Source organism: Anabaena sp. UHCC 0399, assembly GCF_034931465.1.
Classification (GTDB): domain Bacteria; phylum Cyanobacteriota; class Cyanobacteriia; order Cyanobacteriales; family Nostocaceae; genus Trichormus; species Trichormus minutissimus.
In genome coordinates, this window is sequence record NZ_JAYGGZ010000072.1 from 1 (window position 1) to 26,073 (window position 26,073).

Here is a 26,073-nt window from a genome sequence, read left to right on the forward strand (position 1 = left end):
AAGCTTTTTATCTTTTATAGACAAGTCTATTGATTTTTGAATTGTAAATTGTTGATGTGTTTACTCATTCATATTACGGTATGTAGCTACTGCGGATGGTGATATCCGGTTGAGGTAACGGAATATCCAGTATTTAAAGATGGTATCTAAAATTACTGGGAAAGTAGCAATGAATAAGAAAATGAAGTCTCGATTGGCTGGTAAACCCCAATGACGAGTTATACCTTCTAAGATGACTTCCCAACCATGTGGAGAGTGAAAACCTACGAAGATATCAGTAAACAAAATAATAATAAAGGCCTTAGCACTATCACTTAAACCATAAACAACATTATCAAAAAAATCTTTTAGCACCATAATAGAAGGCTTACTCACGATTAGCAACCAAATAACCGCAGCCACAGAAAAAATATCTGCGAAAACATTTTTAATGGCATTAGCACTTTCACGACGAAAGTCCTCTGCTACTTCCTTAGCCTTTTCTTTCATCCGAATTTCTATTTCTGCTGAAGAAAGAGGGGGTGCATCGCTAATTAAGTTTTCAAATTTGATTCTCTCTTCAAATTTTTGTAATGTTAATAGGGCTTCTTCTTCCATTTCTTCATTGAGAAACACTTGCTCTACTTGAGAGTTTCTAACCCGATCAATAAGTGGACCTAAAACTAAAGCTTTTGATAATTGATGGGTTAAAAGAGGTATTATAATAAGTAGTAAAATAAATCTAATAGAAATTATTGTTCTGCGTTGTGCTTGCCGGAAATTTTGCACAACATCTTGTTCGGAATTAGGATCTAATTCAATCTGCAATCTCCCAATAGTGCTGAGGATAGAACGGGGTAAAATTCCCATAGAATCAGCTTTGGGACGCTTCTTTTTAATTTGATCTGGATTTTCTGGTGGTGATGTCGGTGCATAGATACGTTCTACTAAATCATTATTTTTAGATTTAATGATTCCTGGGGTATGGGTTAAAGATGGGTTATTATTTGGTACTGTTTTATTAGGAATATTTGGAGACTCATTGGCTACAGATTGAGAAAATGTTTTTTGATTAAAGTCAGTGTATTTGGAGGTAATATTATCAATAAAATTTAATTTTTCTAAAATTTCTGTAGGGTTAAGATACTCTATGCCTGCTTTGTTAGCAGCTTTTTGATTAGATTCATTGGCAAACCATCGGCTAAATCGAAATTCCGTTAAACGCATTCTGACTAATTTTAATTCTTTTTTGAGATCAGATTCAAAATAATCCATCACACTACTGCTGTACATGGATGATTTCAAATCTATTGTATTACCATTAAAATATTCATCTTCTATAGATTTGATTTTCAATGCTGCTTTATAAGCTTCTTCTAAAGAGCGTTCTGGGGTCTGTAAATACCATCGATAAGCGGATAGTAAAAAAGGATAAATTTTTTGGTTAAAGATAGAATTGTTCATCTTAATTAATTTTCCTGGATTGTATATTATGTAGTGATTATTAACCTTAAGTTAACGCAAAGTATAATAATAAATCTGCTAAGGATAAGGTTTATGGTTAATAATTCTGTTTGGATTATAGGTAATAGCCGTAGTGGTAAGACTAGCCGATTGGTAGAGCAATTTGGGAGTTGGCTGCAAAATGAAAAAGAAATGTACGAATTATTTTATACTAAAAAAGCAAAATTAAAATCAAGCACTTACACGCTTCCATCTTTATTGATGCAACAGGCCAAACCAGGAATTTTAGTTTTGTCTGCCAATGATGATAATCGCCGAGAATTGGGTGATAAAATTGCTACTAATACCCAAGGAAAGTATCCAGTTCGTGTCAGAACTCCATTAGGTTTTTTTCAAGATGATGTAATATTATTTTGGCCTTTACTGATTCAATTGTTGAATCTCAAGGCACAATTTCCTGTACGATTGCGCCCAGAAACTGAGCAAGAACTAGCAACTAAACTCTGGAAAACAGAGTTAAATGAAGAAATATTAAGGCGTGTTGGGGTAAATGAGTACCGCTTAGTGAGGCGCATCTTAGATTTAATGCAATTAGCAGCTTACAGTGGTACACCTTGCGAGGATATCGCTGGAATTTTGCAAACAGGTTTAGAGGAAAATAATGTCAATCTAGAGCCAGAATTTATGGCAAATTTACTGTTAGATTGGCGTAATTGGTGTTTAGAGAGAGGATTACTCACCTATGGGATTATTACTGAACTCTACACTCAGTATTTATTAACTAACGAGAATTACCAACAACACTTAGCCAACCGTTATCAAGCTGTCTTGGCGGATGATGTGGATGAATATCCTGGTGTAGTGCGTGATTTATTAGAATTGCTATTAGATCAGGGAGCGGTAGGTGCGTTTAGTTACAATCCTGATGGTGGGGTCAGGTTGGGTTTGGGGGCAGATCCTGATTATATGTCAGGGTTGGCGAGGCGTTGTCAAATAGAAACTTTGCTGGGACTTGCTGTTGACTCTCTAGCTAACAGACTAGCTGCGCCAATAGTGGAATCACTGAATACATCATTGGTATTGTCAGATTTACCAACAGTAGTACAGTCCATCCAAACGACTTCTCGTTCCCAACTATTGCGACAAACAGCAGAAGTAATTGGTAATGCAATTAAGTCTGGACAGGTAGCAGCAGAAGAGGTGGCTATCATTGCCCCTGGTTTAGATGCGATCGCTCGTTATACCCTAGTAGAAATCCTCACCAAGCAAAATATCCCCGTCGAGTCGCTCAATGACCAACGTCCCCTGATTAGTTCACCAGTAATTCGGGCATTACTCACCATGCTAGCCTTAGTCTACCCTGGTTTGGGACGATTGGTAGACCGGGATGCCGTAGCAGAAATGCTAGTTATCTTGAGTACAAAACCAGAACCATCAGAAATTCCTGCCTCATTACCTACTCCCTACTCCCCACTCTCAACAAAAATTGACCCAGTACGGGCAGGATTACTTGCAGATTACTGCTTTGTCCCCCATCCAGAACACCCCAGCTTGTTACCAGTTACAGCCTTTGAACGTTGGGATCGCATTGGCTACGCTGCAACTACAGCCTATACAGAGATTCTACAGTGGTTAGAACAACAGCGATCGCAGCAAGAATTGCGTCTAATTCCCAGCCCCATTTCCCTTTTAGACAGGGCAATTCAACGCTTTTTGTGGAATGGTAGTAACCTCCCCTACGAACAACTAGCAGCACTGCGAGAACTACTAGAAACTGCCCAACACTATTGGGAAATTGACACGAGGTTAAAACAAACAACACCAAACACCCCAGACGAGATGAATCGTGTCTCTAATAGTGCGATCGCCGAATTCATTCAACTACTGCGGCGGGGGACAATTACCGCCAACCCATACCCTCTACGTTCTATGGGCAAAACCAGGAAGGCTATCACCTTAGCAACCATCTTCCAATACCGGGCTAGTAGAAGATTTCACCGTTGGCATTTTTGGTTGGATGCCGGTTCACCCCTATGGGCAAAAGGTGGGGCTGCTACCTTGTTTGGTGCGCCATTTTTCTTGCAAGATAGATTAGGGCAACCTTGGACAGCAGAAGATGAAAAGCTAACAGAAGAAGCGAGATTACAACGGATTTTGACCGATTTACTATCGCGTGTATCCGATAAAATTTATTTGTGTCATAGCGATTTAGCAGTCAATGGACAAGAACAACTGGGGCCTTTATTACCGTTAGTTCATGCTTGTATACCTTTTGAGTGTTGAAAAAGTCTACCTTGTCTACCTTGTTTCCCCTACTCTCCTGCCCCTCTGCTTCGTCGCCAAAACTACTAAAATATTAAGTAAAGTAAACACATCTATAAAAATCAGAGTTGAAAACAATGGCATTATTTGGATTTGGCAAAAAGCTGGTTATCCCCACTCCTGAGAAAGCTTTACCAGGAAGAACACAAACCATGCCCGTACCTGCCCATCACTACGTCAACAACAACCCACTTAAACCTCCCTTCCCTGAAGGAATGGAACAAGCAATGTTTGGCTTGGGTTGTTTCTGGGGTGCAGAACGGAAGTTTTGGCAAAAAGAGGGCGTTTATACAACGGCTGTAGGTTACGCTGCTGGCTTCACACCTAATCCCACCTATGAAGAAGTATGTTCTGGCTCGACTGGACACAACGAAGTAGTTTTTGTTGTATTTGACCCCAACGTGATTAGTTACGCCGAATTACTCAAAGTCTTCTGGGAAAGTCATAACCCCACCCAAGGAATGCGCCAAGGTAATGACGTTGGCACTCAGTACCGTTCAGGAATTTATATTTATTCCCCAGCCCAAAGACAGCTAGCCGAAGCCTCACGGGATGCCTATCAAAAAGCCCTTAGCCCTGCCGGATATGGAGAAATTACCACAGAAATTATTGATGCCCCTGAATTCTACTATGCAGAAGGCTATCATCAGCAGTACCTAGCTAAAAACCCCAATGGGTATTGCGGCTTAGGCGGGACAAATGTGTCTTGTCCTATAGGTGTCTTAGAATCTCAAGGTAAATAAGGAAAGCAATATGATAGTCAATGAAAGTATATTTACTTTATCTTTATGTAAAATTACTGAAAAATTGGCCATTGCTTCATGATACATGATTGTAATCACTGAGAGGAAAAGATTAATCTCTTACTTAGGTTAAATAAACTGAAATAAACCTAAGACTTCATGCCTACTTCTAGTATTCTGAAAAAGCTCTCAATGGCTACATTGGGAGCAGCATTTATGTTCATAGGAACAGCCAGTAACGCTCAAGCTGCCGGCCTTATTCTTGATGGATTTGGAGGTTCTGCTGGTTTCGGTGACTTAGCTCTAGGCCGAAACGATGACGGTTCTTCCAACCAGCTCAATCTACCATTCCAAATCAACTTTTTTGGTGAAACTTTTGATAATTTCTATATCAACAATAACGGCAACCTTACCTTTAGAAGTCCATTAGGTACTTTTACGCCTAATTCCTTCCCTATTGCCAACCAACCAATAATCGCGCCCTACTGGGCAGACGTTGATACACGCTGTGGACTTTGCGGTGAAGTCTATGTTGCATCTCCCAACCCAGATACTGTTGTCGTCACCTGGAACAATGTTGGGTACTATGCTGCAAATAATGATAAGACAAATACCTTCCAAACAGTCCTTCGGAATCGGAGCGACACAGGGGCGGGAAACTTTGACATTGAATACCGTTATGGTCAATTGCAGTGGACAACAGGAGATGCTAGTGGTGGGACGGATGGGTTAGGTGGTACACCCGCTCAGGCAGGTTTTGATGCAGGTGATAACACTAATTTTTTGACTCTTCCTGGTTCTAGAACAAGCGAGGTTTTAAACTTGCAAAACCTCAGTAATCTACTTACTCCTGTACCAGGCTTGTGGTCTTTTGCTATCCGTAGCGGAGAATTGCCTGGTTCAACTCCAGAAAATCCATTGTTACCAGTTGTTACAGAAGATGGATTCTTATTCAATTTTAACATTGGTGATCTCAACCGGCCAATATTTATTGACCCTGTAGTTGCAATTGGTTACGACTATATCGTTGATTCCGGGCCTAACTTTGCCTCTGTTCTACTGCCAACTGGTATTGGGGATGATTTGTACGATCTATGGACATTTGACAGTTTATTGAACGATTTTGTTGATTCGGGAATAATTCTTGCAGGGGGTGATACCTACAATTTTGGTGCGGGTGGAGTAAATCGCTTCCGCATTCTAGGCATTGAACCCAATGCAGAACTTGATCCTAATGATCCTACTGCTTTTGTCACAGGATTAACATTTACAAGCACAGGTCAAATACAATTACGTCAAGTACCAATCACCCAAAACACTGATATTCAAACACCTCGCCCAGTTCCAGAACCTTCAACTATCTTAAGTTTGTGTCTGGTTGCTGGATTCGGTGCTAATTTCCGTAGAATGCGTTCCAAAAAGGTCAACAAGTTTCGTATAGAAATTTAACATTTTGACACAACAAAACTGAATTAAGGAAAGCGATCGCAACCATCTGCTTGTAGACTCGATATATTCTTATTCTTGAGCAAGTTGAGCTTTTGCCTGTTGCCAAAGAGTTTCTAACTCATCCAAATTGTAATCAGAGAGGGGGCGGTTAACTACTGCCTCCATTTTCTGTAAACGCTGGATAAATCGCTGATTTGTGCCTTGTAAACCTTCACTGGGGTCTAGATTATGCCAACGGGCTAACTGAATCACTGCAAACAACAAATCGCCTAACTCTGCTTGTTGGCGTTCCGGTGTTTCCTCCGCGACAGCCTGTTGAAATTCCTCTAACTCCTCATAGAACTTTGCCCACACCCCATCAATATTCTCCCACTCAAACCCAACAGCAGCAGCTTTTTGGGAAATCTTCATCGCTGCGGTGAGTGGGGGAAGAGTCCGTCCATAGCGGCTGAGTTTGGTACTAAGTTTTTGACTCTCTGAAGATGATTCACCTTTCTCAGTCGCCTTAATTTGTTCCCAGTTTTGCCGCACCTCATCCACACTTTGCACCGATACATCACTGAACACATGAGGATGACGACGAATCAACTTTTGGGTAATACCTTGGGCTATCTCTTGGAGAGAAAATTGACTAGATTCACTAGCTATTTGCGCCTGTAACACCACCTGTAAGAGCAAATCACCTAATTCTTCGGCAATGTCTGCCTCTGTCCCATTTTTAATCGCATCTACCACCTCATAAGCTTCCTCAATCACATAAGGTGTCAGCGTTTCAGGAGTCTGTGCTAAATCCCAAGGACAACCCCCATCAGGCGATCGCAATTTCGCCACCACCTCAATTAACTCCTGTAAGGCGGCCAAAGTTTTTCTATTCCCTTGATTTTGATTCAATTCCATAACTATTAAATACTTCCGCGTTCCGTGCAGATCAAAAGTGATGAATTAAAGGCATGATTGAGGTGAATATTACTCCTCAATCCTACTTATTCAACTACTTTATTTGGGCTTTTCGGCGAGGGGGAGTAGAACTCGGTGGACAAGTACAGTTAGAATTATTGCCCCTATTTACTGTAGACACAGCATTGGGTTTAGCTCCTATAGTGCCAATCTTAGAAAGAGCTATTTGTTTCGGAATCGTTTGAGATGAATTAATCCATTGCAAGTAACCTACATCTAAAGCAGTTAATTCTTTAACTTGTACTGGGATTTCAAAAATGAAGCTGACTTTTGTGGGAATACCAGGAGCAAAGTTGAGATCAACCCAAGACTTAGTAGTAGAACCTCCAGCACTTAATTCATTGGTAGCATATACAGTACCAGAAGAATCGATGGCATTTGTCAATGGTTTATAAGTGTCAGTAGCCGCAAATCGAATTTTAGGACGTGTATTACCTAAATTTGTAATTAAAACATCGCAAATCACTCGTGTACTTTTAGTTCTATAGCAACCACGGGCTTCAAATTTCAGGTTAGTGTCTTCATCCACCAATTGAGCCACCAAGGTTTTTTCTTCCGATTTCTGTGTAATGCCCTGACATACAGGAACAGCCATTGCAGTTGAAGTTGCTGTCCCCAAAATTAAACTAGATACAGCCACTACTTTAAACGTCCGGGTTTTGAACATAATTTATGATTCACTTCACCGATAAGACTCAAATGAGCCTTTTTACCATAATGTATCTTGGTTTTGAGTATATTTGCTGCTTTTTACTAGTAAGCATCAAGTGATTTGGGATTTGGCTGGAGAAACAACTATTCCTTTGTGCGGGGTTTAGTAATTTTTGGTTGCAACCGACGACTACCACGACTGGTAACTTTACGCTTCTTCATCTTGCTCCTAGGAAGTATTCCCCGAATCCCCTGCTTGCGAAATCGCTTGTAAGCCGAACCGCCCCAGTCGCTGAGAGAATGACTCATCGCACCCAATTCTAAGCCTAAGAATAAGGCAAAACATTCTGTAGCATAACTGGATAGCGATCGCCCCACAGTCTCCTCTAAATCCTGCCACGTAAAAGACACATTCCATAACTTTTCAGCTACAGCCACCATCAAAATTGCCACGACAGCCAGCAAACTACTGAGATAAACCACCCGCAGCGTCGTGCCAATAATCGGCCCGTGGGATAAAAAAGAGCGATGCCGGAGACTTTTTTGGTAAGGCAGCCAAATCCAGCGTAAAACACCCCAACGTTGATATTGACGCGAGTAGATATCCAAGTCAGGGCCGAACATCAACCCGCCAAACATAAACCCACCAGCCACCAACAAAGTTACATTGCCACTGCGAGTCTGCCAAAAGGTCATACCCGCCACCATTGGCAACGCCCATAAAGTAATGCGATCGTGCGTTCGACCAGAGGGCATTTAAACGTTCTCAAAAATATTTTAAAAATTTTCTCAAAAATACTAGCGCAATCAAAAATATTTTGCTATATTGTTTAGATATGAGCGCAAAAAGAAAAGCGCGAATGGGTGGTTAGCTCAGTTGGTAGAGCGCCTGCCTTACAAGCAGGATGTCATCAGTTCGAGTCTGGTACTACCCATATTTATTTACCTAATTATTATATCCACATTTATAGCTTCTTCTTACTGATATTGCAGCTTTGGGCTGTTGGCAGAGGGCTAACTTGTGATCACAGGTCTTTGGGTGTAAAGTATTACATCTGCGAGAAAAAAGACTTTCAAAAACTTGTACCTGTCAGTATCCCCCATTTCTCTAATCTCAGTGACTCATTCTGAGATAGGATAACGATGGCGACAAAATTGCAAATAAATGTAAAGAATATACATATACAAAACCCGATTTAGTCAATCAGTTTATTTTACGTAGGTAGCTTAATGTCCATGACCACGATCGCCCCTGAGCAGGTTAATAGCATCGTTTGGAATCAGCATCAAGATCCTTTTGAAATACTCGGTTCTCATCTAGTAGACCAAAACGGCAAAAACGTTTGGGCTGTGCGGGCCTACCTACCCAATGCCAGCGCAGCATGGGTAGTCTTGCCTGAACAAAGAATAGAATATCCAATGCAATCGGTACATCATCCCCATTTCTTTGAATGTACTATTGAAATTTCTGAGTTATCTAACTACCAATTAAAGATAAAAGAAGGAGAACATGAGCGTGTCATTTATGATCCCTACGCTTTTCGTTCTCCCCACTTAACAGATTTTGACTTACATTTATTTACCGAAGGCAATCATCATCGCATCTACGAAAAACTAGGAGCTCACTCCACCGAAATTGATGGTGTCAAAGGGGTATATTTTGCTGTCTGGGCCCCCAATGCTCGCAATGTCTCTGTCTTAGGTGACTTCAATGAATGGGACGGGCGTAAACACCAGATGCGTAAAGGGGCGACAGGGGTTTGGGAATTATTTATTCCCGAAATAGCAATTGGAGCGCATTACAAATACGAAATCAAAAACTGGGAAGGACACATTTACGAAAAGTCTGACCCCTATGGTTTTCAACAAGAACCCCGCCCCAAAACAGCATCTATAGTCACCGATTTAAATTCCTACGAGTGGCAAGATGAAACCTGGCTAGAGAAACGCCGTCATACAGACCCTTTGACGCAGCCAGTTTCAGTTTACGAAGTACACTTAGGTTCTTGGTTACAAGCTTCCAGCGCAGAACCAGCTAGATTACCTAATGGGGAAACTGAGCCAGTAGTCATTGCTGCGGAATTAAATCCAGGCGCACGTTTTTTGACCTATCGAGAATTAGCTGCTCGCCTGATTCCCTACGTTAAAGATTTAGGATACACCCACATAGAACTATTACCCATTGCCGAGCATCCCTTTGACGGCTCTTGGGGTTATCAAGTCACTGGTTACTACGCTCCCACATCTCGTTTTGGTAGTCCAGAAGACTTTATGTATTTTGTTGACCAATGTCACCAAAACGACATCGGCGTAATCGTAGATTGGGTTCCTGGCCACTTCCCCAAAGATGGGCATGGTTTAGCGTTTTTTGATGGTACTCACCTGTACGAACACGCCGACCCCCGCAAAGGTGAACATAAAGAGTGGGGAACTCTGGTATTTAACTACAACCGTAACGAAGTCCGCAATTTCTTAGTAGCCAATGCTTTGTTCTGGTTTGACAAGTACCATATTGATGGAATTCGGGTAGATGCAGTTGCTTCCATGCTCTACCTTGACTATTGCCGCAAAGATGGCGAATGGTTACCCAACCAATATGGCGGGAGAGAAAACTTAGAAGCAGCAGATTTTCTGCGTCAGGTAAACCATCTGATTTTTAGTTATTTCCCTGGTGTTGTTTCCGTTGCGGAAGAATCCACTTCTTGGCCGATGGTATCTTGGCCTACCTATACAGGTGGTTTGGGCTTTAACCTGAAGTGGAATATGGGCTGGATGCACGATATGCTGGACTACTTCAGCATGGACCCTTGGTTCCGCCAGTTCCATCAAAACAACGTCACCTTTAGTATGTGGTATAACCACAGTGAAAACTTTATGCTGGCTTTGTCTCATGATGAAGTCGTACATGGTAAGAGCAACATTATTGGCAAAATGCCGGGTGATACATGGCAGAAATGTGCTAATGTCCGTAGTTTATTTGCCTATATGTTTGCTCACCCAGGTAAAAAAACCATGTTTATGAGCATGGAGTTCGGACAGTGGAGTGAGTGGAATGTCTGGGCAGATTTGGAGTGGCATTTGTTACAGCATGAACCACACGAACAATTAAAAACATTTTTCAAAGAATTAAATCATCTCTACCGTTCTGAGCCTGCTTTGTACACTCAGGATTTTGCGAAAGAGGGGTTTGAGTGGATTGATTGTAGCGACAACCGCCATAGTGTAGTTTCCTTCATCCGCCGTGACAAAGATACAGAGGATTTTCTGGTAGTGGTTTGTAACTTTACACCGCAACCACATTCTCACTATCGCGTTGGTGTACCAGAAAAAGGATTTTATACTGAGTTATTCAATAGTGATTCCCGTCAGTATGGCGGTAGTAATATGGGTAACTTAGGCGGTAAATGGACGGATGATTGGTCAATGCACAATCATCCTTACTCGCTGGATTTATGTTTACCACCTTTGGGTGTGTTAATGCTTAAGTTAGATAGAGAGACGACTGCTAAAGCTCTATATTCGTAATTTTAAGGGGGTGGGTAATTCCCACCCTTTTTTAACGCAGAGGGGCGCGAAGTTACCGCAAAGTAACGCAGAGTATTTTCAAAACTGATGCGTTACTTTTAACTCAGCACTTATAACTTTTGATCGCTTAACCAAGAATTACATAAATTAAGACCCCGCTTCAATGGTGTTAATCCAAATTTGATGATTAATCTGATGGGACGAATTAAATAATAAAGACTAGAGAGAGATTTGGGTAAAGGTAAAGAGACATAATCTTTATCTTTGGGAGTCATGGCAAATCTCAACACAAAAAGACATAGTAAAGCTCTATGTTTAAAGCTTTCCATAACTCGGAAATGAAAAGCTAAACGCCAAGACCAAAAAGACCTTTCAAATACATCTAGTGGTTCATCACTTTGAATCAACAGTTTTTCTTTTACTTCGGTAGAGAGGGTTGTAATAATAGGATTTTTGTGAATCTTTTGCTGAACTTCTGCTGGTAAACTTATTTTTTGGATATCTTCTGCCAAGAATAAGCCTAGTAGCAGCATTCGTTCGCAACCTTCCTTTTTAGCTTGCTCTAAGAGTTTTGTCCATTGAAGTTCGGGATGAGATTTAATTAATTCGGCAATATCACAAATCCAAGATAATCTTTGCCATAAATCCTTACAGCCGTGAACGCAAAGATATAGTATTGAGTCTTCTAAGGAAAGTTGCAGGATATCGCTACCAGCAAGAGAGATAGGTTGCAGGCGTTCCCACAAAACATCAAAATTTGGTTTAAAAGCAAAATAAGTTGGTGTAAATTCCCAGTGCAGGTCTATTAATATCATTCCGTCTTCACTCAGCAAACTGTATTCACAAAATACTTCTTGCAGTTCTTTTTGTGCTTCAGTTAAATATTCTTTTGTTTGGTATTTTTGAGCTTGCAAAAGTTCTATTGTTCTGGGAATATCTTGCTTGTTTACTAAAATATCAAGGTCGCCAAATTTTCGTAATGCCAGATTACCATAGGCTAAAGTTGCTAAGACAGGCCCTTTAAATGGAATGGCGCGAATATTATTAGCTGTAAGTAATTTCAGGATATTAACAAGTTTGTGAGCCAGAAGTAAGTTATTGAGGGTGATTTTTTGACAATGGGTGTGTAAAGATTCCAAAATGCTCTGGGGAACTTCATCTGGACAAGTTTCCTTGAGGCTCGAATACAGAAGTGTTTGTACTCTATGCCAAATAGCAATTTTAATTAAATAATTCCAATCTATTTCTGCTATTACTAGCTGTTTAATTTTGGCTGCTGTTTCTGAGTCGATTTTAGTGTTAGCACAATAGACCAACAATTCTGCTTCTTTGTTGGTGGTTAATGGCTGCGTTTGAGCAGATATTTGCGGTAATGCAATCATTTTGTGTAGAACTTACTAGCCCGGTTATTTTGATGAAACACACTTGTTTGATTTTCTGATCTAATTTCATCAGTGAACAACTAGTTATATGAAAATTCGGTAAAGTCTTTACACAAAACGCTGTAATAGACCAGTAAATACGGCTGGTAATTCTAGATGGGGTAGGACTCCTGCGTCTGCGATCGCATAAAATTCTTGAATAGCACTTAAGTTTAAACTCATCAACCGCCGTCCTAGCTTGATGCTGGTGAATTGTGCTTTCTCTCCCCAAAACAATACTGTGGGAATTTTGAGTTGTTGTATATACAAACTCAGGTCAAAGTACAAGTCACCGCGTAAAAATGCTAGAGCCGCAAATTTAGCATTAGGCTGCTGTGCTGAGGTGAGATAAGCTTCTACTATTTCTGGAGTGACGCGTTTTGGTTGAGCAAACAGGAAACTTTCGAGAAAGTTTCTGACTGCAACTTCATTTTCAGCCCCAAGGGCATAAATGAGATTATCTAATAAGGGTGTATTAATTATTGGTAGTGGTAGTCTGCGTCCCGCACCTTGGCCAAAGTCATCAAAGCCAGAAGGACACACCAAACACAGGTTTTTGAATAACTCAGGTTGCTGAATAGCCAAACGGATAGTTAGAGCCGCAGTAAGGGAAGAAGCTACTACTGTTACAGGTTGGTGACAAGTTTGGGTGATAAGTTCGGTAATTGTTGTTAGGTAGTCTTGAATCTGATAATCCCGGACTGGATGAGCAGATTCTCCCCAACCAATTAAATCTGGCGCGAGGATGCGATGAGTAAAAGCAAAAGCCGGGTAAACTTTTGACCATTCGTAAGCAGATGCACCACCACCAAAATTATGCAGAAATAGTAATGGCGGTAAGTCTTCAGTGTCAGTATTCAGCCAAGGTGCAGCAGTTTGAGTATAGTAAACTGTTTTTCCTAGAGATGTATTGATAACTTTATGCCCAAAACCAGGCGGTTGAAACTGAAGCATAGGGTTAGTGATGAGTAGTGAGTAGTGAGTAGTAGTGCTGTTAGCGGTAGCGCCGCGTTTAGCCGGTGCTGAGTTGTTAGTGGTCTGTTAGTTATTAGATAAATCTAGTGGATTGAAGTTAAGGATACTTCAAGTGTTGAATTAACTTTTTACTCATTACTCAGCACTTTTATGCTTTGTCGCCAGTGATTTGGGTGAGTTGATTTAGGCGATCGCCACTGATATGGTATGCTGCTCCAAACCCAATCACAAATCTTCCCTCAGTAGGAGTCAGGCGGAAAATGCGAAAGTCAGCCAAGCTGCGCAAAACTTCGATAATCTCACCAAAACGTTGCTGAAATTGATCAACTACTTGATTCCATGTATCAGATTCTCGCTCAATCAGAGTAGCAGTACAATCAAAACTCAACCGACGACGAGCAAAAATCTGATTAGTCTTTGTCTCATCCTCAATAAATAAAACACATACATGAGGATTAGCATAAATATTTTGAGTGTGAGTTGATAACCCACTTACATATATATATACATTCTTAGCATCATCCATCACAAAGGGAGTATAACTAGCATTAGGAATACTCTGCTCATTTACTGTACTAATAATTACACTCTCAAAATCTTGAGTAAAACCTTCATACTCAGCTTGAGCTTTTTCTAGTTGACTCATAAGTAAATTTCTATTTATTTAGCCATACCTAATTAATTATCCTAACGCGCTGTAACAATAAGATGTTTAACTAATCAATCATCTAGTTACTCCAGCCAAGGATAGACAACTCATAACTCAGCAGCGGCTAAACGCCGCGCTACCGCTAACACCACTCACTACTCAGGACTCATAACTCAGCACTCACCACTCCGTTATCATGTAGCAAGAAGAGAATTATGAAGATGCAACTGTGGCTGATAAAAATCGTTCTCAATGGGACTTAGGCAGATTTGTTGAAACCTTGACCTACTTCGAGGTATTTCCTTTCCTGACCTGGGTACAGCAATTAATCCAAGGTCGCCCCCATGATCATCAATATCTACCTAATGGAGCAAAAAACGTGGGTGTAATACTAGTAGCAGGTGCAACGGGTGGCGTTGGTAAAAGAGTAGTTAAGCGGTTGTTAGAACGAGGTTATAAAGTCCGCGCACTAGTGCGAGATATTGATAAAGCCCGGTCAATTCTTAGTAATAATGTTGATTTAGTAGCTGCGGATATCACTAAACCAGAAACTTTAACTCCAATGGTTATGGCTAATATTCAAGCCGTAATTTGTTGTACAGCGGTGCGTGTACAGCCAGTAGAAGGAGACACAGCAGATAGGGCTAAATACTATCAAGGTGTAAAATTTTACCAACCAGAAATTGTGGGTGACACTCCTGAAACTGTAGAATATCAAGGAGTGAAAAACTTAGTTGATGCGGCTGCAAAATATCTATCCTCAGCCGATGAAAAACTTATATTTGATTTTACAAATCCCTCCACAGAATTAAGAAATATCTGGGGTGCGCTAGATGATGTCGTTATGGGAGGCGTAAGTGCGAGTAATATGCAGTTGTTAGATAACACTGCTGTGTTTACTGGTAATGTTTCCACAGCTAATTCTGGTGGATTTGCATCTGTGAGAACGAAAAATTTTGAGCCACCTTTTAATTTATCTGGCTATAAAGGTGTAGATTTGCGTGTTAAAGGTGATGGACAGCGTTATAAACTCTTCCTGCGGACTGATAGCAAATGGGACGGATTAGGTTACAGCTATTCATTTGATACTGTAGCTAACACTTGGATTAATGTCCGCATTCCCTTTACTGATTTTGTACCTGTATTTCGAGCCAAAATAGTTAAAGATGCCCCAGCAATTGATCAAAGTACAATTAGTTCTTTTCAACTGATGTTGAGCAAATTTGAATATGATGGTGCGTTAAATCCCCATTTTTCAGCAGGTAACTTTGCTTTGCAGTTGGAATCTATGAAAGCTTATGGGGGAACAACTACACCACAATTTGTTCACGTTAGTTCCGCAGGCGTAACTCGTCCTGGAAGACCGGGAATTAATTTAGATGAAGAACCGCCAGCAGTAAGGTTAAATGACCAACTGGGAGGTATTTTAACTTGGAAATTAAAAGGGGAAGATAGTTTAAGAGCCAGTAGCATTCCCTATACAATTATTAGACCCTGTGCATTAACAGAAGAAGTAGGAGGTAAAGAGTTAATTTTTGAGCAAGGTGATAATATAAAAGGCAAAATCAGCCGTGAAGACATAGCAGAATTATGTGTACAAGCTTTAAATCAACATAATGCCTGTAATTTAACCTTTGAGGTGAAAGAAGGAACTAATACTGCTCAAAATATTAATTGGCAAGATTTATTTTCTCACTTAAAACCTGATTAATAACGTATAATTTTTCTCGAAATAATCTCCTTCCTCGAAGTTCTGTTCGGCAGAAACCGCCGCTCAGACTTCTCTTTGCCGTGAGAAAGGGTCTATGGTATACCTCTGAAGAAATACCATATCAGAGAATTGCTAAAATAATAAATGTACATCACTAAGTAGCTAGGGATTAATAAATTAAAATTTGTAGTAGAAACTTTATTCCTAATGATATTTTTTTTCAGGTAATAAGCTACAACTACAAACTAGGTTTTTTTGTATATTTAATTATGCCTAACTACTTATCTCCCCCTTTTGGAGTTAATACAATGTTTCGCAGATTATTACTCGCTGTGTCTTTGGTCATTATTATCTGGCTGGGGTTACTCTCAAACCCTGCTACATCACAGCAAGTTGAATCTCGCCTGAATAATTTACAAGTGGATTTAAATCGTGTTGAGTTACGGTTAAATCAAATAGAATCAAGATTCAATCAAAATCGACAGTCTCCATCCCCAAGAACACCAATTACGATACCTCCAGGTTCGAGAAGAACTATATCACAAGCAGAGCGAGAGCAGATGTTTGATAGGTTGGCAACTTTAGTAGTCGAATTAAAGCAACAAGTTAATAACTTAGAGACGCGAGTTTCTAAACTAGAATCACGTTAACTAAACTGCGATCGCTCACATTGAATTTCTTTACCATTACCCAAGAGGGTTTACGCTTCTATGCGGAATTATTTAAGCTGATCAAATGTCATGGTCAATCTGTAATTTTTCTCTAAATATCAGCATTGACCAAAAAGCGGTAACTTTTCAATAGTTAACTGTTTCTCCTCAGCATATAAAATACTGACATCAGCTTATTACTAGTATCAATAGTAACTTTATTATTTTAAAATACTTTTGGGATCTTTTTGGAACTATCAACAATAATTTTGCGTCATTCCATCTACTGTTCTTCCAGTGTCAATCGGTGTCAAATCAATGTCAGTGCTTAGACATTTCAACTACTTTTGGAAACTAAAGAGTAGAAATTGATGAATGTCTAACGACTTACAGATAATTTTACAATAATTACAGGAATCTTATTTCTTCAGGTTGTATCTACTAGATAAAAATGCAGGAGTCTGTAGTGAGAGTTCCGTAAACTAGACGGAATACCAATTCAAAATTCTAAATACCCTACAGGTTCTCTCCGTTCGCGGAGCGTGTCGTAGACAGAGGCTAACGCCAACGCATAGCGTCTTGTAGGGATGAAAAGGCTATGCCTACAAAATTCATAAAGCCATATGTCGCAAGGGTTTCTGAGTTTGTATTTGTTGCCTATTTCTGGAGAATTGGTAGAAGTAAAACAGACTTGATATCTTGCTTTGATACCTAAGTTCTGTAAATTACTTACTTGCAAACTTGTTTAATTGAATGGTTTGAGCGAAAAAAATGTTGATATTTGAAATTTATGTACTGATTGATTAATAGAAATATTACTAACTTTCGGGATATTGATAAATGTAGTCCTAAAATTTTTGATAAATATATCGATAATTCTCAGAGGGAAATTTAAAAGTGTTCAGAATTTTAATTGATGCTGATTTAATCTTAGAAGCTGTCATGAATCGGAGTGAATTAACAGCCGATGTTAGCAAATTATTAGAAATGGTAGATTCATCTATTCAAATGTACTTAACAAATGTTGGCTTGCAGAAAATTTATGCCTATACTGCTTGTTTAAAAAATCGTCAGATGGCTAATATAGTAGTTGATTGGTTAGGAGAAAATATTAAAATTTGTATTGTTGACCAAAGTATGATGCACACAGCACGTTTATCACCTTTAAAAAACTTTGAATCTGCTGTAGAGGTAGTGTGTCTCAATCATTATCAATTGAATGCAATTATTACTAATCAGCCAGAAGATTTTAGAGAGTTGGTTAATAGGTTTTATATTTGGTCTTTTCGCGATTTATGGTTGCGTGTTAATCTAGAAACTCAGTTGCAGGTATCTTTCTAAAATAGAGCTATTCTGGGTTAGCTTCGCTAAATTATACTAGAATCGACGGACGATATTTTATATCTAGCCTAACAAGAAAAGCCAAGCTGCATATAAGGGTTAATGCCATTGCCAAAACTTCGGAAACTGACACCGCAGACTTTTAGCAAATTTTAAACTCTAAAAGAGTATGAGATCCTACCAGAGCAAAATATTTTTCGGTGTTGCTTTGAAAGTATAGATAAATCTTATTTATTGCTAGTCCCTTATGTAAAATATTTTAACAAATATACAAAACTTTTTTAGTAATTTTATAGGCGTAGGTTTTCTTTGGTGCTACGATCTACGACTATAGATAGATAAAAGTGCTGTAGCTGTGAAACAAAAGCCAAAACCAAGGATCGCTTTGCTTCGAGAAAAAGCAGGGCTAACCCAGCTTGAACTGTCCCGTCTTGTAGGCGTAACTGAAAGCACTATTCAAAACTGGGAAAGCGGACGAACTGGGACAGATCATATTGAAAGAATTATTAGGTTTTGTAAAGCTTTGAATTGTCAAGTGGAAGACCTAATAGACTATACAAGCGAGTCAACAGATGAGTCTGTAGCTAAACCCGCTTCATTAAATGACTTACATCAACTGTTAGGAAATCATGAGCCGATTCCAGTTAATACTTCTGATACCGAGGTCACTCAGCAACCACAAGTTAAAAGCACCTGAAACATATCTTTGAAAGATATCTAAATATGTTATGTAGGGTGTGTCAGCCAGATCAAACCTTGCGATACCAAGAAATTATTTGTACTGACACTCCTTACTAACAGATTTTATGGGATAGATTTTTTCGTGTTTCCCAGAATTTAAAATTCCCTTTGAAAATCAAGCTATAGTAGTCAAAATCAGCTTAGTTTCTGCGGGGAAAGTAGGCATTAATAAGTTTTTATGCTTAGTTGTGGTAAATTCTGTACTTTGTCAAAAGTTGGCTTGAGTTTGTTGCCATAGGGCATCAACAGTCACAAATTGATAACCTGTTTGTAGCAGATGAGGGATGAGAATTTGGATGGTTGCGGCCACATCTTGCCCACCACAAGCACCATCATGTAAAACAATTAATGAGCCATTTTGTACTTGCTTCATGACTCGCTGTACTACTTTATTTACTCCTGGTCTGACCCAATCTTCTGGGACAACACTCCACATCACCGGACGATATTGCCATTGTCTAAATAAGTTGAGAGTTTTAGGTGTAAATAACCCATTGGGAGGTCTGACATCTCGGACTTTTACAGGTAGGATATCGCAAGCATGATAAATAGCGGTTTGAGTTTTTTCTAAACTTCCTTTGAGGTCTTTGGGTGAGAGCCTAGTAAAAGAGCGATGATCATAACCATGTAACCCGATCCAGTGTCCGCGATCGCTCACTGCTTTGGCAATGGTTGGTGAACGATTGACACAAGCACCCAACCAAAAAAAGCTAGCTTTGATGTTGTACCGATCTAACACTGCTAGCACTTGGGGTGTGTATTGAGGATGAGGCCCATCATCAAAAGTGAGGGCGATTGTTTTAGTGTGAAGATTTCCACGCCATAGACAGTTGGGAAAAGTCGGTTGGAGAATCCGGTAAGCTATTGGTAATAGGGGCGCAAGTTCCATTCTTGATAGGGAACAGGTGACAGGGGTTATTTGGAAATGTCTACAACTGATTTCTGCTGACTCATTTTTTTTGCTTTATCTAAACTTGGTCGTCTTTGACCTACGACATCACAAAATAAATCTTCATAGTTCTCAATTGCCTGCTCAAAGGAGAATTTCTCTAGAGCAAATTGTCTACCTTTATATCCTAACTTAGCGGCTAGTTCCGAATCATTGTATAACTCCAACACTGCTGCGGCTAATGCTTCTGAAGACTCTGGTTCTACAATTACACCGCCACCACTCTCGGTAATTACTTTGGCTGCTGTTCCAGTGGCGGGTACTGAACCCACTACCGGACGGCCAGCTGCTAACAATAGAGGAATCTTAGAAGGCATATTGAAGGAAATCACATTACTTTTCTGCACAATCAAGCCCACATCAGCAGTTGCTAACATTTCGGGTAATTGTTCTCTCTTTTGCAATGGTAGGAGTAAAACGTTATCTGCACCACAAGCTAGACAATGTTGCTGCAATCTGATCAAGGCTGTAGATTCACCCACAATCACAAAACTAATATCTGGAATATGACGCAAATAAGCGGCGGCGGCGATGACAGTTTCTAGGCCTTGTGTCAGAGCAATGTTACCAGAGTACATCACCACAAATTTGCCATCTAGTTGGTGAGTAGTTCTCCAAGGGTTACTCTTAGGTAAGGGACGAATGAAATTAACATTGACCCAATTGGGAATACAAACCATCTTTTGGGGATTGACTCCCTTATTCACTAAATTTTCTAAAAAGCCATCAGAAATTACGCTAATTCTAGTAGCATGACGATAGGCAAACTTTTCTATGGCTTCACAGAAGCGAATCATTAGCTTATTTGTCATCAGTCCGACACGAATAGCTGCTTCTGGTAAAATGTCTTGTACGTTTAGTACCACAGGACATTTATACAGACGACCTAGTAAGATCGCTGGTAGTGAAACTAGTAATGGCGGTATTGTGAGGAGAATGACATCAGGCCGCTTACCATTAAAGGCTTGCGGTAAACTGGTAAATATAAAACTTAATTCTAAAAGCAACCGATCTATCAAATTGGGTTTTGATTTAATTCGCAGATAACTACGCTGAATCTTCACGCCATTCTTTTTTTCTGTAATGTACCATTTACCCCGATATCCTTCGTAAATTTCTCGTTGGGGATAGTTAGGCATTCCCGTAATTACCCGTACTTCATGACCCTGCTCTACTAAACCTTCTGCTAGTTCGGTGATCAGAGGCGCGATGCCAATCGGCTCTGGATGGTAGTTGTAAGAATAAATCAGAATTTGCATGAGCTGTAGGTAAGTTTTGTAGATCAGCCTGAAAAAACGTGTACAGTCAATGTCAACTGAGTTTTGATGCAGTGCTTAGGGCTGTTTTTGGAAAACTTTTGCAGCACATATACTTTTATCGAGAGATACAATCTTACTTCTTACGTGATTATAGAAATACATAATACAAATTTTTACGAATTACTGTAGAAAAATTACTTAGGAGTAGGATATCAATCTCTTTCTACGAATTAAGTTATTGGTTTTGAGATTCTATCTAAATGAAATTACCAAAACAATAGATTTTTGTGGGTGTTGATATTTGTACTTGGTATCGTTAATTTTATTTTCTAACAAGAATTGTAGCTTTATATTCACCATGCCTGAGGGTTTTTACGGGTGATTCATCAAATCTTTAAAATTTTCTGCAAATTTTCATTTAAATATTAAATTTTTATGTATATCCAATTATTTGTAAGTGTGTTAAGCGTTTAGCATTGATCAAAAATCTCAATTCATCCTGCCAATATGCAACGCCAATTTATGATGTTTTAAACAACTTTAAAAATATCCCCCAAAAACCCAGTATTTGGCTATGGGCGATCGCGGCTGACTAAAGACGGACACTAGCAAGAAAGTCATGCATTAGTAGCTTGGCATAGTCTACGTCAGCATTGTGGCGAGGTAAACTGTTGGAATTGACCAATAATATAGTTAAGCTACGCAACGTTAAAAACAGAGTCCTATGTCGGCATTTTTATTAGAAGTTGGTACAGAAGAACTACCTGCAAACTTTCTGAGTGGTGCGATCGCACAGTGGCGATCGCGTATTCCCCAAAGTTTAGCGGCCCACAGCCTCGCCTATGAATCTGTAGAAGTGTACGGTACACCCCGACGTTTGGCGGTACTGATTACAGGTTTACCATCCCAGCAACCAGACCGGGAAGAAGAAATCAAAGGGCCACCAGCCCAAGCAGCTTTTAAAGATGGTCAGCCTACCCAAGCTGCTCTAGGCTTCGCTAAAAAGCAAGGTGTAGCGATTGAAGCGTTAGAAGTGCGCCCCACCGAAAAAGGGGATTTTGTGTTTGTGCAGAAGAGCATCCCCGGCCGGCCTGTGGCGGATATCTTGACGGAACTTATACCCCAGTGGATTTACTCTTTGGAAGGTAAGCGGTTGATGCGGTGGGGGGATGGGGATGTGAGGTTTTCCCGTCCCATTCGTTGGTTAGTGAGTTTGTTAGATGGGTCGGTGTTGCCCATTGCATTAGAAAATGGTGCAATTAAGATTCAGAGCGATCGCATCTCTCACGGTCATCGCGTTTTACATCCCGAAACTGTCACCATTCACAATGCTAGCGATTACGTTAAAACCCTGCGCTATGCTCACGTAATTGTAGACCCCCAGGAACGTACCAATTTAATTCAAGAACAAGTACAGGCGGCGGTTGAGAAACTCAACGGTAGTACAGAAATGTACCCCGATTTGTTAGCGGAAGTCACGAACCTTGTAGAGTGGCCTTCCCCAGTGGTGGGTAAATTTGAAACCGAATTTTTAGCCTTACCCACGGAAGTAATTACTACTGTCATGGTAAGTCACCAGCGTTATTTCCCGGTGTTTCAGGCTGGGAGTACCACTACACTGCAATCATATTTTGTCACCGTTGGCAATGGCGACCCCAACAAAGCAGAGATTATCGCCGTGGGGAATGAAAGGGTAATCAGAGCCAGGCTAGCTGATGGACAATTTTTCTATAAATCTGACTTATCTAAGGCGTTGGAGAATTACTTACCCCAACTAGAAACTGTCACCTTCCAAGAAGATTTGGGTTCTTTGCGTGCCAAGGTAGATCGGATAGTTAAAATTGCGGGAAGAATTAGTAGTCAACTGCAACTAACTGCAAGTGCTTCTCAACAGACCGAAAGAGCAGCATTATTATGTAAAGCCGACCTTGTAACCCAAATGGTCTATGAATTCCCAGAGTTACAGGGAATTATGGGACAAAAATATGCGATCGCTAGTGGGGAATCAACGGAAGTCGCCAGAGCAATTTTTGAACATTATTTACCACGAGGTGCTGATGATATCCTCCCCCAAACCTTAACAGGTCAAGTTGTCGGTTTGGCAGATAGACTCGATACCTTAGTCAGTATCTTTGGTTTGGGATTAATTCCCACTGGTTCTTCTGACCCCTTTGCATTGCGACGCGCCGCTAACGCTGTAGTTAACATTACTTGGGCGGCAAATTTACAAATCAATTTAGCCACTCTATTAGAGCAAATCACCTCTGACTTTGCTACCCAATACAACAAAGACCTAGCCCAATTAACCACAGCCTTACAAGAATTTTTCTTACAACGGATTCGTACCTTGTTGCAGGAAGAAAAACAAATTGATTACGACTTAGTAAACGCTGTTTTAGGCGAAAATGACCCAGAATATACAGAAAGGGCATTAGAGGATTTATTAGATGTACGCGATCGCGCCTTATATCTGCAACAAATCCGTCGCGACGGGACACTAGATAAAATCTACGAAACCGTGAACCGTTCTACACGGCTAGCAGCCCAAGGTGATTTGGATACCAAACAGCTAAACCCCACAAGTTTAGTCAGTCCCGAACTATTCCAAAAGTCTTCCGAATCAGCCTTCTATGAAGCCTTAGTCAAACTAGTACCGCAAACTCAAGCCGCACAACAATCACGCAACTATCAACTGTTAGTAGCAGGATTAGAAAATATTGCGCCAACAGTGGGTAATTTCTTTGATGGGGCGGATAGCGTCTTGGTGATTGATCCTGACCCAAAAATTAAGCGGAATCGGTTAAATTTACTGGGATTATTGCGAAATCACGCCCGTGTGTTAGCTGACTTTGGGGCGATCGTCAAAAATTTGTAGCGTAAAGCAACAAAATATGGTGTAATTTTTGCCAATTAGCGGTAACATAATGAGTGCTTAACCAGGGAACTCTGCCACAGTCTATGTCCAAAGCCCATATCATTGGATTCGGAAAATCCGGTATTGCTGCGGCGAGATTGTTGAAACGGGAAGGTTGGGAGGTAGTTCTGAGCGATCGCAACGCCTCCGAAAACCTTCTCAAACAACAACAAGCACTTGCCGAGGAACAAATCACCGTTAAATTGGGGTATTCACTAGAATTAGATGGTGCTGATTTACCAGATTTAATTGTTGTTAGTCCGGGTGTGCCTTGGGACATCCCAGCGTTAGTAAAAGCGCGAGCATTAGGCATAGAAACAATTGGCGAAATGGAATTAGCTTGGCGAAATCTGCAAGCAGTGCCTTGGGTGGGAATCACCGGCACTAACGGCAAAACCACCACCACCGCCTTAATCGCTGCCATCTTTCAAACGGCGGGATTTGATGCCCCAGCCTGTGGTAATATCGGCTACGCTGCCTGTGAAGCGGCGTTAGCTGAAAAAGCACCAGACTGGGTAATCGGAGAAATGAGCAGCTATCAAATAGAATCTTCTGTGTCTTTAGCTCCTCAGATTAGCATCTGGACGACTTTTACCCCAGATCACCTAGCTCGTCATCAAACTATAGAAAATTATTACAACATCAAAGCCAAGCTGTTACGTCAGTCTCAATTGCAAGTCTTCAACGGCGATGATGCTTATCTGCAAAAAGTGGGTGTAACTGACTGGCCTGATGCCTACTGGACAAGTGTTAAAGGTAAAGACTTTCTGATTGGGGAAAAAGGCTTTTATATTGAGGATGATTGGGTTGTAGAGCAGTTACAAGCCGATTCTACACCCCAAAAAATCATTGAAGCCTCAGCTTTGCGGATGGTGGGAGCGCATAATCAGCAAAATCTCCTCATGTCCGTAGCCACAGCACGATTGGCGGGGATTGCACCAGAGGCGATAGATAAAGCCGTGCGAGACTTCCCTGGAGTTCCCCACCGTTTAGAGCATATCTGCACTTGGGAAGGCATTGATTTTATTAACGACAGCAAAGCCACTAACTACGATGCGGCGGAAGTCGGACTAGCATCGGTGAGTAGTCCAGTGGTGTTAATTGCTGGTGGAGAAGCTAAACCAGGGGATGATATTGGCTGGTTAGCAAGTATTCAAACTAAAGCGGCGGCTGTCTTGCTCATAGGTGCGGCTGCACCAGTATTTGCCCAACGTCTGCAAGCAGTAGGTTATAGCAATTATGAAATTGTGGAAACTATGGAGAATGCAGTGCCTAGAGGTGCAGAGTTAGCCAAACAACATCAAGCATCTGTAGTATTACTATCTCCAGCTTGTGCTAGCTTCGACCAATACCCGAATTTTGAAGTACGAGGCGATCGCTTTCGGCAGTTATGTTTAGAATTCGTAAAAGAGGGTGTAGAGGTATAGGGTTGTAATAGTCCGTCTTACCCCTATTAAGGCAGACTTCCAGTCTCTGGGGAGGCATTGCTCATGTTTTTGATTTCCTCTATGACGGCAATGGCATTTGCGATCGCATCTTCGGTTCGGATTTTTGCCCCTAAATCAGCCGCACGCTGGCGCATAGTCTGATCTGTCACAGCTTTTTGAATTGCTTGTGCAAGTCGTTCAGCAGTGAGCAGAAGCCAGCGTTGCCAGGGGAACATTTTATAACTATTTCCAAACACGAGAGGATGTGCTGAAAGCGGTTGTGGCATCTCTGAGTGATCAGATGAATCAAAAGATTTGGGCGCAGTCTGTGGCGATCGCTGATCCTGCCGAAAGAATGGCGATCGCTATTCGCCAATTTCTGCATCAATCGATTCAGGATTCTACATGGGGATGGGTAATTGTCCGAATCGGATTAGTGGCAGCCCCACTGAGTGAAACCATAGAAAGAGGCGTGATGACCGACCTGGAAGCAGGCATACGACTGAATCGTTTTCAGGTTGATAGCTTACAGGCAGCGATTGATTTGATTTTGGGAACAGGGTTGATGGCAATGCGTAGTATTCTGGAAGGACAGACAGAGCCAGATCACCCTGAGCAGATCGCTAAAATTATTCTCAAAACACTGGGTGTTGCTGATGCTGATGCTCATGCGATCGCTTTCAAATTTCTAGAGCCTTTGGTATTTGAGTGATAGAAAAAAGCTTGAATTTAGCAGATTATAAACCAGGAATCGTTACATCTATCGGTGTCACCTGTGTTGCCAGCTGCGTCAAAGGCGGTTGAATGGCTGTTTGATTTCCCACTACCAGAGTCACCATATTTTCTGGTTTGAGGTATTGCTGTGCTGCTCGTTGCACATCAGCTGCTGTAGTTGCTGCTACGGCTTTTTGGTAGCGAAATGGAAAATCTTCAGGATAACCGTAAT

Annotated in this window: 21 protein-coding genes, 1 tRNA gene and 1 pseudogene; 12 read left to right on the forward strand and 11 right to left on the reverse strand. The window is 40.7% G+C overall.

The annotated features are described in order from the left end of the window. Positions 1-60: 60 nt before the first annotated feature. Entirely contained in the window at positions 61-1,443 is a 1,383-nt protein-coding gene (locus tag VB693_RS26660; RefSeq protein ID WP_323268869.1) for a proton extrusion protein PcxA, read from the reverse strand. 93 nt (positions 1,444-1,536) lie between these two features. Between VB693_RS26660 and VB693_RS26665 the strand changes: the two genes are divergently transcribed. From VB693_RS26665 to VB693_RS26675, 3 genes are all read left to right on the forward strand, one after another. Then, positions 1,537-3,726 carry a recombinase family protein gene (locus VB693_RS26665; RefSeq protein ID WP_323268870.1) on the forward strand — a complete coding sequence of 730 codons (2,190 nt, stop codon included), beginning with the start codon at positions 1,537-1,539 and terminating at the stop codon, positions 3,724-3,726. Between the two features lie 116 nt (positions 3,727-3,842). After that, positions 3,843-4,508, forward strand: coding sequence for a peptide-methionine (S)-S-oxide reductase MsrA (gene msrA, locus VB693_RS26670; RefSeq protein ID WP_323268871.1), 666 nt, complete (start codon positions 3,843-3,845; stop codon positions 4,506-4,508). A gap of 159 nt (positions 4,509-4,667) precedes the next feature. Continuing rightward, entirely contained in the window at positions 4,668-5,957 is a 1,290-nt protein-coding gene (locus VB693_RS26675; protein WP_323268872.1) for a PEP-CTERM sorting domain-containing protein, read from the forward strand. Between the two features lie 69 nt (positions 5,958-6,026). Here VB693_RS26675 and mazG read toward each other — a convergent pair whose 3' ends face one another. The 3 genes from mazG to VB693_RS26690 all read right to left on the reverse strand — a co-directional run bounded on the left by mazG (position 6,027) and on the right by VB693_RS26690 (position 8,321). Next, positions 6,027-6,854: a nucleoside triphosphate pyrophosphohydrolase gene (gene mazG / locus VB693_RS26680; RefSeq protein WP_323268873.1), complete on the reverse strand. Its 828-nt coding sequence runs from the start codon at positions 6,852-6,854 to the stop codon at positions 6,027-6,029. 94 nt (positions 6,855-6,948) lie between these two features. After that, positions 6,949-7,581 carry a hypothetical protein gene (locus tag VB693_RS26685; protein ID WP_323268874.1) on the reverse strand — a complete coding sequence of 211 codons (633 nt, stop codon included), beginning with the start codon at positions 7,579-7,581 and terminating at the stop codon, positions 6,949-6,951. Between the two features lie 128 nt (positions 7,582-7,709). Next, positions 7,710-8,321, reverse strand: coding sequence for a metal-binding protein (locus VB693_RS26690; RefSeq protein WP_323268875.1), 612 nt, complete (start codon positions 8,319-8,321; stop codon positions 7,710-7,712). A gap of 106 nt (positions 8,322-8,427) precedes the next feature. Between VB693_RS26690 and VB693_RS26695 the strand changes: the two genes are divergently transcribed. Together VB693_RS26695 and glgB are read left to right on the forward strand one after the other, a co-directional pair. Then, positions 8,428-8,500: transfer RNA gene (locus VB693_RS26695), tRNA-Val, on the forward strand. A gap of 301 nt (positions 8,501-8,801) precedes the next feature. Beyond that, the gene (gene glgB / locus VB693_RS26700) at positions 8,802-11,090 is read left to right on the forward strand and encodes a 1,4-alpha-glucan branching enzyme (protein ID WP_323268876.1); all 2,289 of its coding nucleotides are present in this window, start codon (positions 8,802-8,804) and stop codon (positions 11,088-11,090) included. A gap of 110 nt (positions 11,091-11,200) precedes the next feature. On the opposite strand, the gene VB693_RS26705 is transcribed toward glgB, so the two are convergent. From VB693_RS26705 to VB693_RS26715, 3 genes are all read right to left on the reverse strand, one after another. Then, positions 11,201-12,472 (reverse strand): nucleotidyltransferase family protein, encoded by a 1,272-nt coding sequence (locus tag VB693_RS26705; RefSeq protein WP_323268877.1) that lies wholly within the window; start codon positions 12,470-12,472, stop codon positions 11,201-11,203. 108 nt (positions 12,473-12,580) lie between these two features. Further along, positions 12,581-13,465, reverse strand: coding sequence for an alpha/beta hydrolase (locus VB693_RS26710; RefSeq protein ID WP_323268878.1), 885 nt, complete (start codon positions 13,463-13,465; stop codon positions 12,581-12,583). A gap of 169 nt (positions 13,466-13,634) precedes the next feature. Then, entirely contained in the window at positions 13,635-14,132 is a 498-nt protein-coding gene (locus tag VB693_RS26715) for a HugZ family protein (RefSeq protein WP_323268879.1), read from the reverse strand. A 232-nt stretch (positions 14,133-14,364) separates the two neighbouring features. Between VB693_RS26715 and VB693_RS26720 the strand changes: the two genes are divergently transcribed. From VB693_RS26720 to VB693_RS26735, 4 genes are all read left to right on the forward strand, one after another. Then, positions 14,365-15,846, forward strand: coding sequence for a CIA30 family protein (locus tag VB693_RS26720; protein WP_323268880.1), 1,482 nt, complete (start codon positions 14,365-14,367; stop codon positions 15,844-15,846). 308 nt (positions 15,847-16,154) lie between these two features. Then, positions 16,155-16,496 (forward strand): hypothetical protein, encoded by a 342-nt coding sequence (locus tag VB693_RS26725; protein ID WP_323268881.1) that lies wholly within the window; start codon positions 16,155-16,157, stop codon positions 16,494-16,496. Between the two features lie 897 nt (positions 16,497-17,393). Next, positions 17,394-17,837, forward strand: coding sequence for a hypothetical protein (locus VB693_RS26730; RefSeq protein WP_323268882.1), 444 nt, complete (start codon positions 17,394-17,396; stop codon positions 17,835-17,837). Positions 17,838-18,192: 355 nt separating this feature from the next. Then, on the forward strand, positions 18,193-18,534 hold the full coding sequence (locus VB693_RS26735; protein ID WP_190707095.1) for a helix-turn-helix transcriptional regulator: 342 nt from the start codon (positions 18,193-18,195) through the stop codon (positions 18,532-18,534). A 252-nt stretch (positions 18,535-18,786) separates the two neighbouring features. Here VB693_RS26735 and VB693_RS26740 read toward each other — a convergent pair whose 3' ends face one another. After that, positions 18,787-19,467, reverse strand: a complete 681-nt coding sequence (locus tag VB693_RS26740; protein WP_323268883.1) for a polysaccharide deacetylase family protein — start codon at positions 19,465-19,467, stop codon at positions 18,787-18,789. 26 nt (positions 19,468-19,493) lie between these two features. Continuing rightward, the gene (locus VB693_RS26745; protein ID WP_323268884.1) at positions 19,494-20,786 is read right to left on the reverse strand and encodes a glycosyltransferase family 4 protein; all 1,293 of its coding nucleotides are present in this window, start codon (positions 20,784-20,786) and stop codon (positions 19,494-19,496) included. 724 nt (positions 20,787-21,510) lie between these two features. Between VB693_RS26745 and glyS the strand changes: the two genes are divergently transcribed. Next, complete coding sequence (gene glyS / locus VB693_RS26750; protein WP_323268885.1) at positions 21,511-23,661, forward strand: glycine--tRNA ligase subunit beta; 2,151 nt, start codon at positions 21,511-21,513, stop codon at positions 23,659-23,661. An 83-nt stretch (positions 23,662-23,744) separates the two neighbouring features. Next, positions 23,745-25,127, forward strand: coding sequence for a UDP-N-acetylmuramoyl-L-alanine--D-glutamate ligase (gene murD / locus VB693_RS26755; RefSeq protein ID WP_323268886.1), 1,383 nt, complete (start codon positions 23,745-23,747; stop codon positions 25,125-25,127). Positions 25,128-25,153: 26 nt separating this feature from the next. Here the strand turns inward: murD and VB693_RS26760 are convergent, their stop codons facing one another. Further along, entirely contained in the window at positions 25,154-25,363 is a 210-nt protein-coding gene (locus VB693_RS26760; RefSeq protein ID WP_323268887.1) for a hypothetical protein, read from the reverse strand. Between the two features lie 29 nt (positions 25,364-25,392). Here VB693_RS26760 and VB693_RS26765 point away from each other — a divergent pair, with 29 nt between their 5' ends. Further along, the gene (locus VB693_RS26765; protein WP_323268888.1) at positions 25,393-25,839 is read left to right on the forward strand and encodes a hypothetical protein; all 447 of its coding nucleotides are present in this window, start codon (positions 25,393-25,395) and stop codon (positions 25,837-25,839) included. Positions 25,840-25,864: 25 nt separating this feature from the next. On the opposite strand, the pseudogene VB693_RS26770 reads toward VB693_RS26765, so the two are convergent. Continuing rightward, a pseudogene (locus VB693_RS26770) lies at positions 25,865-26,073 on the reverse strand (insulinase family protein); the annotation flags it as partial.

Coding starts and splice junctions, on each gene's coding strand:
- VB693_RS26660 (WP_323268869.1), bottom strand. CDS start 1,443: ATGAACAATTCTATCTTTAACCAAAAAATTTATCCTTTTTTACTATCC.
- VB693_RS26665 (WP_323268870.1), top strand. CDS start 1,537: ATGGTTAATAATTCTGTTTGGATTATAGGTAATAGCCGTAGTGGTAAG.
- msrA (WP_323268871.1), top strand. CDS start 3,843: ATGGCATTATTTGGATTTGGCAAAAAGCTGGTTATCCCCACTCCTGAG.
- VB693_RS26675 (WP_323268872.1), top strand. CDS start 4,668: ATGCCTACTTCTAGTATTCTGAAAAAGCTCTCAATGGCTACATTGGGA.
- mazG (WP_323268873.1), bottom strand. CDS start 6,854: ATGGAATTGAATCAAAATCAAGGGAATAGAAAAACTTTGGCCGCCTTA.
- VB693_RS26685 (WP_323268874.1), bottom strand. CDS start 7,581: ATGTTCAAAACCCGGACGTTTAAAGTAGTGGCTGTATCTAGTTTAATT.
- VB693_RS26690 (WP_323268875.1), bottom strand. CDS start 8,321: ATGCCCTCTGGTCGAACGCACGATCGCATTACTTTATGGGCGTTGCCA.
- glgB (WP_323268876.1), top strand. CDS start 8,802: ATGACCACGATCGCCCCTGAGCAGGTTAATAGCATCGTTTGGAATCAG.
- VB693_RS26705 (WP_323268877.1), bottom strand. CDS start 12,472: ATGATTGCATTACCGCAAATATCTGCTCAAACGCAGCCATTAACCACC.
- VB693_RS26710 (WP_323268878.1), bottom strand. CDS start 13,465: ATGCTTCAGTTTCAACCGCCTGGTTTTGGGCATAAAGTTATCAATACA.
- VB693_RS26715 (WP_323268879.1), bottom strand. CDS start 14,132: ATGAGTCAACTAGAAAAAGCTCAAGCTGAGTATGAAGGTTTTACTCAA.
- VB693_RS26725 (WP_323268881.1), top strand. CDS start 16,155: ATGTTTCGCAGATTATTACTCGCTGTGTCTTTGGTCATTATTATCTGG.
- VB693_RS26740 (WP_323268883.1), bottom strand. CDS start 19,467: ATGGAACTTGCGCCCCTATTACCAATAGCTTACCGGATTCTCCAACCG.
- VB693_RS26745 (WP_323268884.1), bottom strand. CDS start 20,786: ATGCAAATTCTGATTTATTCTTACAACTACCATCCAGAGCCGATTGGC.
- glyS (WP_323268885.1), top strand. CDS start 21,511: ATGTCGGCATTTTTATTAGAAGTTGGTACAGAAGAACTACCTGCAAAC.
- murD (WP_323268886.1), top strand. CDS start 23,745: ATGTCCAAAGCCCATATCATTGGATTCGGAAAATCCGGTATTGCTGCG.
- VB693_RS26760 (WP_323268887.1), bottom strand. CDS start 25,363: ATGTTCCCCTGGCAACGCTGGCTTCTGCTCACTGCTGAACGACTTGCA.